At 38.1% G+C, this 12,146-nt stretch carries 12 protein-coding genes and 1 other annotated feature; of the genes, 9 read left to right on the forward strand and 3 right to left on the reverse strand.

Annotated elements, in window-relative coordinates; all coding sequences use genetic code 11:
• Nucleotides 1–374 precede the first annotated feature (374 nt).
• The gene (locus tag WAX78_RS13015) at nucleotides 375–1,718 is read left to right on the forward strand and encodes a TrkH family potassium uptake protein (RefSeq protein ID WP_336482685.1); all 1,344 of its coding nucleotides are present in this window, start codon (nucleotides 375–377) and stop codon (nucleotides 1,716–1,718) included.
• A gap of 85 nt (nucleotides 1,719–1,803) precedes the next feature.
• Here the strand turns inward: WAX78_RS13015 and WAX78_RS13020 are convergent, their stop codons facing one another.
• Nucleotides 1,804–2,160, reverse strand: a complete 357-nt coding sequence (locus WAX78_RS13020; RefSeq protein WP_336482686.1) for an imidazole glycerol phosphate synthase — start codon at nucleotides 2,158–2,160, stop codon at nucleotides 1,804–1,806.
• Between the two features lie 273 nt (nucleotides 2,161–2,433).
• On the opposite strand from WAX78_RS13020, the gene ytfJ reads away from it, so the two are divergent.
• Both ytfJ and WAX78_RS13030 read left to right on the forward strand, forming a co-directional pair.
• The gene (gene ytfJ / locus WAX78_RS13025; protein ID WP_336482687.1) at nucleotides 2,434–2,808 is read left to right on the forward strand and encodes a GerW family sporulation protein; all 375 of its coding nucleotides are present in this window, start codon (nucleotides 2,434–2,436) and stop codon (nucleotides 2,806–2,808) included.
• A gap of 125 nt (nucleotides 2,809–2,933) precedes the next feature.
• Nucleotides 2,934–3,023: a phosphoribosyl-ATP pyrophosphatase gene (locus WAX78_RS13030; RefSeq protein ID WP_336482688.1), complete on the forward strand. Its 90-nt coding sequence runs from the start codon at nucleotides 2,934–2,936 to the stop codon at nucleotides 3,021–3,023.
• A gap of 435 nt (nucleotides 3,024–3,458) precedes the next feature.
• On the opposite strand, the gene WAX78_RS13035 is transcribed toward WAX78_RS13030, so the two are convergent.
• Nucleotides 3,459–3,701 carry a YkuS family protein gene (locus tag WAX78_RS13035; RefSeq protein ID WP_336482689.1) on the reverse strand — a complete coding sequence of 81 codons (243 nt, stop codon included), beginning with the start codon at nucleotides 3,699–3,701 and terminating at the stop codon, nucleotides 3,459–3,461.
• A 99-nt stretch (nucleotides 3,702–3,800) separates the two neighbouring features.
• Nucleotides 3,801–4,055 (reverse strand): DUF3911 family protein, encoded by a 255-nt coding sequence (locus WAX78_RS13040; RefSeq protein WP_336482690.1) that lies wholly within the window; start codon nucleotides 4,053–4,055, stop codon nucleotides 3,801–3,803.
• Nucleotides 4,056–4,463: 408 nt separating this feature from the next.
• Here WAX78_RS13040 and ilvE point away from each other — a divergent pair, with 408 nt between their 5' ends.
• The 6 genes from ilvE (at nucleotide 4,464) to WAX78_RS13070 (ending at nucleotide 12,139) form a co-directional block, all read left to right on the forward strand.
• Complete coding sequence (gene ilvE, locus WAX78_RS13045) at nucleotides 4,464–5,360, forward strand: branched-chain-amino-acid transaminase (RefSeq protein ID WP_336482691.1); 897 nt, start codon at nucleotides 4,464–4,466, stop codon at nucleotides 5,358–5,360.
• 14 nt (nucleotides 5,361–5,374) lie between these two features.
• Complete coding sequence (gene ilvD, locus WAX78_RS13050) at nucleotides 5,375–7,042, forward strand: dihydroxy-acid dehydratase (protein WP_336482692.1); 1,668 nt, start codon at nucleotides 5,375–5,377, stop codon at nucleotides 7,040–7,042.
• A 23-nt stretch (nucleotides 7,043–7,065) separates the two neighbouring features.
• Nucleotides 7,066–7,293 (forward strand) — a binding site (T-box leader).
• Between the two features lie 73 nt (nucleotides 7,294–7,366).
• Nucleotides 7,367–9,064: an acetolactate synthase large subunit gene (ilvB, locus tag WAX78_RS13055; RefSeq protein ID WP_336482693.1), complete on the forward strand. Its 1,698-nt coding sequence runs from the start codon at nucleotides 7,367–7,369 to the stop codon at nucleotides 9,062–9,064.
• On the forward strand, nucleotides 9,061–9,576 hold the full coding sequence (gene ilvN, locus WAX78_RS13060; RefSeq protein WP_336482694.1) for an acetolactate synthase small subunit: 516 nt from the start codon (nucleotides 9,061–9,063) through the stop codon (nucleotides 9,574–9,576). Before ilvB ends, ilvN begins: the two co-directional genes overlap by 4 nt.
• A 27-nt stretch (nucleotides 9,577–9,603) precedes the next feature.
• Nucleotides 9,604–10,614: a ketol-acid reductoisomerase gene (gene ilvC, locus WAX78_RS13065; protein WP_336482695.1), complete on the forward strand. Its 1,011-nt coding sequence runs from the start codon at nucleotides 9,604–9,606 to the stop codon at nucleotides 10,612–10,614.
• Between the two features lies 1 nt (nucleotide 10,615).
• The gene (locus WAX78_RS13070) at nucleotides 10,616–12,139 is read left to right on the forward strand and encodes a 2-isopropylmalate synthase (RefSeq protein ID WP_336482696.1); all 1,524 of its coding nucleotides are present in this window, start codon (nucleotides 10,616–10,618) and stop codon (nucleotides 12,137–12,139) included.
• Nucleotides 12,140–12,146: the final 7 nt, after the last annotated feature.

The following is a 12,146-nucleotide window of genomic DNA, read 5'->3' on the forward strand; positions in this document are numbered from 1 at the left end:
CTTATCAAGGCTTTCACTAATTTGGTGTATTTCTCGCTTCTCTCTAAATCTTGAGGTGGGAATCTTACTGCCTGCGAATAGCTGGATAAAAAAAGGCCATCTTGTCATTGCAAGATGGCTTAGGAAGGGGGACAATTTATGTCAATTTAAGTTAGGGATAGAAAGCTGTTCGAGACATTAGGGATGATGTCTCATTATTAGGGAGGAACAGCTTTGATAGTTATACTATAAAAGACTGATGTGAATTCAATGTGAACTTGACGTGAAAGAATAAGGAATTTTCGCTTTTTTTATACAAAAATAAAAGTTGAAATTCAAAAGAAAAAAGATTATGCTCAACTATGTATGGAGGACGGGTTAAGGGAGTTAGTACTATGGAAATAATAGAAAAACGTGACTTGAATGATCGTTTTATACGATTAAGTCCACCACAAATTTTAGCGATTGGATTTTTTGCTTTAATTATTGTTGGCGGCATATTATTAAAATTACCGATTGCGACGAAAACGTCTATTAGTTGGGTTGATGCTTTTTTCACAGCGACCTCAGCTGCGACTGTAACAGGCTTAGGTGTAGTGGATGTAAATAGTACATTTACAACATTTGGACAAGTTGTCATCATGCTTCTAATACAAACAGGTGGTTTAGGGTTAATGACAATTGCTATTTTAATAGTTTGGGTGCTAGGAAAAAAAATAGGATTACGTCAGCGACTTCTTATTGGGGAAGCATTAAATCAAACGAACATTGGCGGACTTGTAAAATTAGTAAAACGAGTGTTTTTCTTCTCGATTTGTATTGAATTAGTGGGAGTTTTATTTTTAGCTATCCGTTTTGTTCCTGAATTCGGATTGGAAAAAGGGCTATATTACAGCTTGTTTCACGTCGTGGCTGCTTATAATAATGCAGGATTTGCTTTATGGCCAGATAATTTAACGAGATATGTTGGAGATCCTATCATTAATATTGGGATTTGTTCTTTGATTGTAATAGGTGGTTTAGGTTTTACAGTACTAATTGATATATGGTACAGTCGAAGTTTTCGGAAATTAACACTGCATTCGAAAATTATGATCGTTGGTACAATTGTATTGAGCATTTTTGCGATGATTGTCATCTTTATATTAGAGTATAGTAATATTAAGACGTTGGGTTCTTTATCGTTAAGTGAAAAATTGTGGGCATCATTTTTCCAAGGAATTACACCTCGTACAGCTGGGTTTAATACAATGGATTACGGAAGTATGAATGAATCAACGTTGTTCTTTACGATGATACTTATGTTTATTGGAGCCGGAAGTGTTTCAACTGGAGGCGGTATTAAGCTTACGACTTTTGTTATTTTAATTACATCTGTTATTTCATTTTTTAAGAAAAAAGAAGATGTTGTTTTATTTCATCGTACAATTAAAATGTCAACAGTGATGAGAGCGTTGTCGATTGTAATTGCAAGTCAATTTTTAATTTTTGTAGCAGTATTTGTACTTATGCTTACTGAAAACTTTAGCTTTATTGAATTGTTGTTTGAAACGGTTTCAGCCTTTGGAACAGTTGGATTATCAATGGGAATTACAGCTGATTTATCAGCTTTTGGGAAATGTGTGATTATGTTTGTTATGTTTTGTGGATTAATTGGACCATTAACACTTGTGTTTTCACTTGCACGGCCAGCGAAACAAAAAATTCGCTATCCATCTGAGGATGTGTTTACAGGATAAGGTATCTCGCGAGAAGCGAGATACCTTTTCTCATGTTCTGTGATGAAAAATTGTGAAGATCCTGATTGATGGAAGTTTCACTTTATTACGTAAAAAGAGAGTACAGCAAGCTGATAATAGCTGCTCGAAATATTAGTGCAACAATCGCTACTACGCCGCCCGTTACTGCTGCAATTCCACCTGTAACATTGGCACCGCGGTTATAGGCATATATGCCAAGTAGGACAGCAAGAAGTCCAAAGAGCGTTGGAAAAGTGAATAAAGATAAGACTGCAAGGGCAAGAGCGATAAATCCTGCTGTTGCTCCTCCTGCTTTTGTTGTTACTTCGTCTCTTCCTTCTCTTCCATCGTAAGGCACACCATTGGGTGCAATTTCAGCTGCGTATTCTTCGTCAAAATGATCTTCACTTTCTCTATGACGTTCTTCGTGTTTATCAGTCAATGTTAATGTCTCCTTTCATAAAGAGCTTCATGTATAGTATGAGCTGCTTTTGCTTTTTTATCCGCTTCATCGCGGTTACGTTAAGATTTTGAGAAAATAAATAAGATAAATGTCCGCAAGCGTCCGATATAAGAGCTTTCACGTAAGTAAGGAAGGAAAGAACCTCCTAATATAGGCTTCACTTCATGAAAAAGTTAAATCACAAAAGTTGGTATGTCTTCCACGTTTTTGGAAACGATAAAAAGGAATTGATAGGAAAAAGAGGTGGTTTATATGACGCAACATCCAATTGAAAACTTAATGAAAACAGCAATGGCAAACTTAAAAGAAATGGTGGATGTGAATACGATTGTTGGAAAACCAGTATCAACAGCTGATGGAAATGTTATTTTAACCGTTTCGAAAGTTGCTTTTGGTTTTGGTGCAGGTGGAAGTGATTTCGCAGGAAATGGACAATCACAAGAAGGGCAGAACTTACATCCATTTGGTGGTGGAAGTGGTGCAGGGGTTTCCATTAATCCTGTTGCGTTTTTAATAGTTGGGGCAAAAGGAATTCAGGTTATGCACTTACATAGCGGTACACACCTTGTAGAAAAAGCATTGGAAACAGTACCTAATGCAGTGCAGCGATTGGTAAATAAGCGTTAGCAGAATACTTGCATTTTAAGAAAACTATGATATAGTAGATAAAGTGTGTCTAAAAATTATACGAATATAAAGTAAATGACTATATAGAGAATTCAGATTTAAGAAAGAACAAGGGAGAGGGATAAATGATTAACATCAAGAATTTTGTTGTCGGTTTATGTATGTTAGTGAGCGGATTTGTTGTGTACGTATTAAAAGAAAAAGTACAGTTTTAACAAACAGGCTTACTTGTCAGTCTGTTTTTATTTTTGATAAAAGTGTTGACATTTTTATCGATAAGAAGTATAATTTACTTTCGTGTCTCGGTTACAGCTAGTATATATTGGTAATTCCTTACTTATACAAGTCACTTATTTGCTAAAGATCGGGCAATGATGCCAACAACTTTAGTGATCGTGCATATGATGAATTGTATTTGTAAGATGTACACCTACTAGTGATTAGGAGCGGTCGTTGGAACCGTAATGATGAAAGAGAGGCAGGGCTTTCGTCCAGTATATGTTACTTTCCCGTTAGTTAAATATAAAAAAAGAAGGCGCCTTTTTGTAAAAGGTGCCTTCTTTTTTATATGAAACGGTCCGTAAGAGCCCGATTAACGCGGCTCTTAATCAGCAGGGATGAGGAGAATCCCTGCTAATTAAAAGTTCACTTTATTGAATTCTACTCTCAACTTGTTGACAAATTTCATCAGTTGTTAACCCGCTTGCATCGATAACAGATCCCTTTATCACAGCGTTGCTAATCCCCGCTACGTTAGAATCCTGCCCGGTTACAACGCAGCAGTTACATCCTTGAACGTCACTTTCAGATTGCAATGAGACTACTTCATGTCCTTGTTGTTCTAGAGCTCGTTTTACGTTCGTTAAAGAATCCTCTACTCCAATTTTCGCCATATCATTCACCTCCTGCCATCTAGTAATATGTTCCTTTTTCGGAAGAATATTCACTAAATAACAAAGAGGTTTCACATGCTTGGCAGGAGTAGGAAAGAGTTAGTCGTTATAAACCCCAGTTAACATGTCACTTACAAAACGATCATTTTGTACATCTTGCATCGTATAATCATTTGATTGTACATCAACTGAGGCAATGTACATAGGATTTTGCGTTGTTTTATTTTGCTCTGCATATGGAAGTAATTCTACATAATCTTCTAATTTACACATTCCTTGTGTATTCATTACATCAAATAATTGAAGCATTTCCATTACTTCTTGTCTTGTTCCTTTAATTTGTAAACATGCCATATTATTAGCCCCCTTAAATTCGTCAAAATGATTTTTGAAAATAGGATTATGAGTAATAAGAAAAAAATATGAGTGTTATCCTCAAATTTTATTTTTTATTTTTTCACCTCGCTTTATTACTAGTCTTTTTCTAAAAACATGTAATAGATCGTCCGTTTATTGAATACAATAGATTCGCATCTTTTGACAAAAATCCTTCTCCTAAACAAATATTTTTTTGTAAGAAAAATGTCGAAAAAAATTTTTTGACATTTTGTAAACGTTAACAATGTTGATATATCAATATAAAGAGGGTTGTTTATAAATTTCAAAATTTAAAATTTTCAAAAAATTACTTTGATTTATTTGAAAAGGGGGCGTAAACTAGGAACCAATAAAAAAATTCAAGGATATAGGGGGCGCTTTCAAGTGAACGAGCAATGGATTTTCTTAAATGGAGAATTTGTTCCAAAAAATGAAGCAAAAGTTTCTGTCTATGATCATGGATATTTATATGGAGATGGGGTATTTGAAGGCATTCGTGTCTATAGTGGAAATGTTTTCCGCTTAAAAGAACACCTCATTCGGTTGTACGAATCTGCAAAATCCATTTTATTAGAAATTCCATATACGTTGGAAGAAGTGACCAGTATTGTTGTTGAAACAATTCGACGGAATCAATTATCTAATGGATATATTCGTTTAGTTGTATCGCGCGGAGTTGGAAATCTTGGTTTAGATCCTGATTCGTGTTCAAAGCCAAATGTTGTTGTAATCGCTGAGCAATTAGCATTATTCCCGGCAGAATATTACGAGAAAGGAATTCCGGTTGTAACAGTTGCAACAAGACGGAATCGTCCAGATGTATTAACGCCACAAGTAAAATCACTAAATTACTTAAATAATATTTTAGTGAGAATTGAAGCGAAACTTGCTGGTGTGGCGGAAGCGTTAATGTTAAATGAACAAGGATATGTGGCAGAAGGTTCTGGTGATAACGTATTTATTGTAAAAGGTAATAAGTTAATTACACCGCCAAGTTCTGCTGGAGCACTGGAAGGAATTACGAGGAATGCGATTATGGAAATTGGTGAGAAGCTTGGTTATGACGTAAGGGAAGAATTATTTACACGTCATGATGTGTATGTAGCAGATGAGGTGTTTTTAACAGGTACAGCAGCTGAAGTTATTGCGGTAACAAAGGTTGATGGCAGAGAAATTGGAGCTGGAAAACCAGGAGCGCATACAAATCGTTTATTAGAAGAATTTCGTAAGCTTGTTGTAGAAGATGGCGAAAAAATTTATGAAGAAAATAAAGTAATTTGATGGGAGAGTAACCGATGCGAAGCAATATGATTAAACAAGGTATTGACCGAGCGCCGCATCGAAGTTTGCTTCATGCAGCAGGCGTTAAAGAAGAAGATTTTCATAAACCATTTATTGCAATTTGTAATTCATATATCGATATTGTTCCAGGCCATATTCATTTAAGAGATCTTGCTGATGTAGCAAAAGCTGCCATTCGTGAAGCAGGAGGTGTTCCTTTTGAATTTAATACGATTGGTGTTGATGATGGAATTGCAATGGGACATATCGGAATGCGATATTCACTCCCAAGCCGAGAAATCATTGCAGATGCAGCGGAAACGGTAATCCAAGCTCATTGGTTTGACGGAGTTATGTTTATGCCGAATTGTGACAAAATTACACCTGGAATGTTAATGGCATCTGTTCGGACAAATGTTCCTTCTGTTTTTGTATCTGGAGGACCAATGGAAGCTGGGAAATCAAAGGATGGAACTCCGCTTTCGTTAGCATCTGTATTTGAAGGAGTTGGCGCTCACAAATCAGGGAAATTAACTTTAGAGCAACTGATTGATATAGAAAAATCAGCATGTCCAACTTGTGGTTCTTGCTCGGGGATGTTTACAGCAAATTCTATGAATACCATCATGGAAATGCTTGGTGTTGCGCTTCCTGGAAATGGAACGGTTGTTGCAACAAGTGAAGAACGACATAACTTAATTCGTCAAGCTGCTTTTCATTTAATGGATTTAATTGAGCGTGATATAAAGCCGCGCGACATTATTACAAAAGAAGCAATTGATGATGCCTTTGCATTAGATATGGCGATGGGGGGATCGACAAATACAGTTTTACATATGTTAGCCATCGCGAATGAAGCAGGCATTGAATATGACTTGCAGCGTATTAATGATATTGCAAAGCGTGTTCCATACTTAGCGAAAATTAGCCCAGCTTCTCATTATTCCATGCATGATGTGCATGAAGCAGGTGGAGTAGCAGCTATTATTAAAGAGCTTTCACAAATTCCAGGGGCAATTCATCCAGAGCGCATTACAATTTCAGGGAAAAGCATTTATGAAACAGTAGAAGAAGGAAAAATCTTAGATGAAAAAGTAATTCGTCCGAAAGAACGACCATATCGTAAAACAGGTGGTCTTTCCATTCTCTTTGGAAATTTAGCACCAGATGGTTCTGTCATAAAAGTTGGAGCTATCGATGAATCTGTTACATCATTTGTTGGTGAAGCGATTTGTTTTGATTCTCATGATGAAGCGGTTGCTGCGATTGATAGTGGTGTTGTGAAAGAAGGGCATGTTGTTGTCATCCGATATGAAGGTCCAAAAGGAGGACCTGGCATGCCGGAAATGTTAGCTCCAACATCAGCGATTGTTGGAAGTGGACTGGGAACAAAGGTTGCATTGATTACCGATGGACGCTTCTCCGGAGCAACAAGGGGGATTGCGATTGGTCACGTATCACCAGAAGCGGCTGAAGGAGGGCCAATTGCATATGTGGCAGACGGTGATCCAATCATTATTAATTTAAAAGATGGTATTATTCATTGGGAAATTTCTAAAGAAGCATTAGAACAACGGAAAAAACAATTTATTTCTCCAGAGCCGAAAGTAACAACTGGATATTTAGCACGATATGCAAAGCTTGTTACTTCGGCAAATACAGGAGGGATTATGAAAGTATAAAGTAAAACTTCCGTTCGCGGGAGGATAAAGCGTTGATAGGGAGGAGTAGTTGATTGTGAAGCCTCACAGAGAGTCGGTGGTTGGTGGAAACCGATGGTTCACGTTGACGAACATCGCCCTTGAGTGCCAAGCTGAAGCACTTGCTTAGGTTTGGACGGTAGCTCCGTTATTAGCTTGACTCTATGAGAGTCACTGAGGCAAGAATTTTTCTTGCAAAGAAGGGTGGTACCACGAAGTCTTTCGTCCCTTCAGCACATAGCTGGAGTGTGGGCGAAAGACTTTTTTATTTATACGCGTATTTCATAAAGGAGGTTTGTAGAAACGATGTCTTCAAAAACGGAAGAGAAAATGGCAACCGGTGCACAGTTATTGTTAAATGCGCTTAGAAAGGAAAAGGTAGAAGTCATTTTTGGCTATCCAGGAGGAGCTGTTTTGCCGCTATATGATGCGCTTTACGATTGTGAAATTCCTCATATCTTAACAAGGCATGAACAAGGAGCAATTCATGCAGCAGAAGGATATGCAAGAATTACTGGAAAGCCAGGTGTTGTTATTGCTACAAGTGGGCCAGGGGCGACAAATGTGATTACTGGTTTAGCGGATGCGATGATGGATTCCTTACCGCTTGTCGTATTTACTGGCCAAGTTTCAACAACGCTGATAGGAAGTGATGCCTTTCAAGAAGCGGATATTATTGGACTTACAATGCCTGTCACAAAGCACAATTATCAAGTACGAAATGCTTCAGATTTACCAAGGATTATAAAAGAAGCATTCCATATTGCCGCAACAGGTAGACCGGGTCCGGTCGTCATTGATCTTCCAAAAAATATGGTTGTAGAAATGGGAGAGCGATGTAGCAATGTAGAGATGGATTTACCTGGATACCAGCCGAATTATCATCCAAATCAACTGCAAATTACGAAACTGCTGCAAGCAATTGAAGCAGCAAAGAAACCGCTTATTTTAGCGGGTGCAGGCGTATTGCATGCAAAAGCGGCAAGTGAATTAACTGCATTTGCTCGTATGTATAATCTTCCGGTCGTTCATACATTGCTTGGTCTTGGAGGGTTTCCATCCGATGATACATTGTTTTTAGGGATGGGTGGTATGCATGGTTCTTACGCAGCAAATATGGCTTTGTACGAATGTGATTTGTTAATAAATATAGGGGCCCGTTTCGATGATCGTTTGACTGGAAATTTAGCGTATTTTGCAAAGAAAGCAACAGTAGCACACATTGATATTGATCCTGCGGAAATTGGAAAAAACGTTGTAACGGAAATTCCAATTGTAGCCGGTGCTAAACATGCTCTAGAAGCATTGTTAGTATGCAAAGGAGAGAAACAAAATCATAAAGAATGGCTAGATCTCCTGCAAAGAAGGAAGAATCGTTACCCATTTTGCTATAAAGACGATTCACAAATGTTAAAACCACAAGCTGCAATTCAGATGCTTCATGAAGTTACAAATGGAAATGCCATTATAACGACAGATGTTGGACAGCATCAAATGTGGACTGCACAATATTATGCATTGAAACAGCCTGATAAATGGGTTACATCAGGAGGACTTGGAACGATGGGGTTTGGTCTGCCAGCTGCGATTGGAGCACAAATTGCTGAGCCCGATGAACTCGTTGTAGCGATCGTAGGTGATGCCGGTTTTCAAATGACATTGCAAGAATTAAGTGTTTTAAAGGAACATCATCTTCCTGTTAAAGTGCTGATTTTAAATAATGAAGCACTCGGCATGGTAAGACAATGGCAAGATGAGTTTTATAATCAGCGTTATTCTCATTCTGTAGTCTCTTGTCAACCAGATTTCCCTATGTTAGCTCATGCTTATGGAATTAAAGGGATTCGTATTGAAAATCCGCTAACAGCAAAAGAGCAATTGCGAGAAGCGATGAATTTACAAGAGCCTGTGCTTATTGATTGCCGCGTTTTACAATCTGAAAAAGTTATGCCTATGGTTGCTCCGGGAAAAGGTGTTCACCAAATGGAGGGGGTGGAAGAGTGAAACGGATTGTTACAGCGACGGTTCGGAATCAAAGTGGGGTTTTAAACCGTATTACAGGTGTGATGACGAGAAGACATTTTAATATTGAAAGTATTTCAGTGGGTCATACAGAATCATCACATATTTCAAGAATGACATTTGTTGTTCACGTTGAAGATGTCCAGCAAGTAGAGCAGCTTATTAAACAGCTTCATAAACAAATTGATGTATTAAAAGTATCTGATATTACAGAAGAAGCAATGATTGCAAGAGAACTTGCGCTTATTAAAGTGTCTACGACAATTGCTTCTAGATCTGAATTATATAGTTTAATTGAACCATTTCGTGCAGCAGTTATAGATGTTGGAAAGGATTCCATCGTCGTTCAAGTAACAGGGACACAAGAAAAAGTAGAAGCGCTTATTGAATTATTGCGTCCATATGGTTTAAAAGAAATTGCAAGAACAGGAGTAACAGCCTTTACAAGAAGTATGAAAAAGCAAGACAAACAACAAGTAATGTTAATTAACTAATTTTTAAAATATAGGAGGAGAAAGAAAATGGCAAAAGTTTATTATGAAAAGGATGTAACAGTAAATGTATTAAAAGGAAAGAAAGTAGCGATTGTTGGATATGGGTCTCAAGGTCATGCTCATGCGCAAAATTTACGTGATAATGGTTTTGATGTTGTTGTAGGTCTTCGTCAGGGGAAATCTTGGGAAAAGGCAAAAGAAGATGGCTTCTCTGTATATAAGGTGGCTGAAGCTACAAAACTAGCAGATGTTGTAATGGTATTACTTCCAGATGAACAACAGCCGGAAGTATATGAAACAGAAATTGCACCGAATTTGCAAGAAGGAAATGCACTCGTGTTTGCTCATGGGTTTAACGTTCATTTCGGTCAAATTACACCGCCGGAAGATGTAGATGTATTCCTTGTAGCACCAAAAGGACCTGGGCATCTTGTACGCCGAACATTTGTAGAAGGCGCAGCGGTACCAGCACTATTTGCGGTTTATCAAGATGCAACAGGAACAGCTTATGAAAAGGCACTATCGTATGCAGATGGAATTGGAGCAACTCGCGCCGGTGTACTCCAAACGACATTTAAAGAAGAAACAGAAACAGATTTATTTGGAGAACAAGCAGTACTTTGCGGAGGAGCAACTGCTCTTGTAAAGGCTGGTTTTGAAACATTAGTAGAAGCTGGCTATCAACCGGAACTTGCATATTTTGAATGTTTACATGAACTAAAGCTTATTGTTGATCTTATGTATGAAGGTGGATTAGAAAATATGCGTTACTCAGTTTCGGACACAGCGCAGTGGGGGGATTTCGTATCAGGGCCGCGCGTTGTAACAGAGCATACGAAACAAGCAATGCAAGAAGTGTTAAAAGATATTCAAGATGGGACATTTGCAAGAGGATGGATTGCTGAACATAAAGCAGGAAGACAAAAATTCCATGCAATTAATGCAGAGGAGAATGAGCATCAAATTGAAGTAGTAGGACGTAAATTACGTGAGATGATGCCATTTGTGAAGCCGAAAGTGAAAATGGAGGTTAAGTAATATGAAGCAAATTTTGTTCATGGACACGACGCTTCGCGATGGGGAGCAATCACCTGGAGTAAATTTAAATGAACAAGAAAAATTACAAATTGCACGGCAGTTAGAGCGGCTTGGAATTAATGTGATGGAGGCGGGCTTTGCGTCCGCCTCTGAAGGTGATTTTCGGTCAGTGAAACGCATTGCTGAAACAATTCAAAATGCATCTGTTATGAGCCTGGCCCGTGCAAAGGAAAGTGATATTCGTACTGCATATGAAGCGTTAAAAGGAGGCGTATCTCCTCGATTACATGTATTTCTAGCAACGAGCGATATTCATATGAAATATAAGCTCCGTATGTCAAAGGATGAAGTATTAGATACAATTCATCGTTCTGTAAAGCTTGGAAAGTCATTATTTCCAACGGTGCAGTTTTCTGCAGAAGATGCAACGCGAACAACACCTTCTTTTTTGGCGGAAGCTGCAGAGGTTGCAATTCGCGCTGGAGCTGATGTGATTAACATTCCCGATACAGTAGGATATACCAATCCAGAAGAATATTATTCTCTTTTTCGATATTTAAAAGAGCATGTTCTATCTTATGAGAAAGCTATTTTCTCCTGTCATTGTCACGATGATCTTGGCATGGCAGTAGCCAATTCATTAGCAGCAATTGAAGGCGGTGCACTTCAAGTAGAAGGAACGATTAATGGAATTGGAGAACGCGCTGGTAATGCTGCTCTCGAAGAAGTTGCAGTTGCTCTTCATATTCGAAATGATCATTACGGGGCGTCAACTTCCATGCAATTAAAAGAAATTAAAGCAACAAGTACACTTGTAAGCCGTCTAACAGGAATGATTGTTCCGAAAAATAAAGCAATTGTTGGTGCAAATGCGTTTGCCCATGAATCTGGTATTCATCAAGATGGGGTTTTAAAGGAAGCATCTACTTATGAAATTATTTCACCTTCTCTTGTAGGCGAAGAACAAAATAAATTTGTACTTGGAAAACATTCTGGCCGCCATGCCTTTACAGAAAAAATGAAAGAGTTAGGCTATGAATTTACAGAAGAAGAGCGGGACTTAGCGTTCCATGCTTTTAAACGGTTAGCTGATCGAAAAAAAGAAATTACAGAAGAAGATTTACAGGCTCTTGTATTAGGAGAAACTGCGTTTGCTAAACAGCAGTACGATATTAAACAATTGCAAGTTCATTTTGTATCAAGCAGCATTCAAAGTGCAACTATCTGTTTAGAAGATGCTGATGGAAATGTGCTGGAGGATGCCGCAACTGGCTCCGGTAGCATTGAAGCGATTTATAATGCGATTCAAAGAATTCTTCATTTACAGTGTGAACTTGCTGACTATCGTATTCAATCGATTACGCAAGGACAAGATGCGTTAGCTCATGTTCATGTTGAATTGAAAGAAGATGGACACCAAGTTTCAGGTTTTGGTGTAGCGCAAGATGTACTAGAGGCTTCAGCTCGTGCTTACGTATATGCAGCAGGGAAATTAAAAGCATTACGATCACTTACAAAATCGTAAAGGAGTG

This window comes from Bacillus yunxiaonensis, assembly GCF_037104695.1.
Taxonomy (GTDB): domain Bacteria; phylum Bacillota; class Bacilli; order Bacillales; family Bacillaceae_G; genus Bacillus_A; species Bacillus_A yunxiaonensis.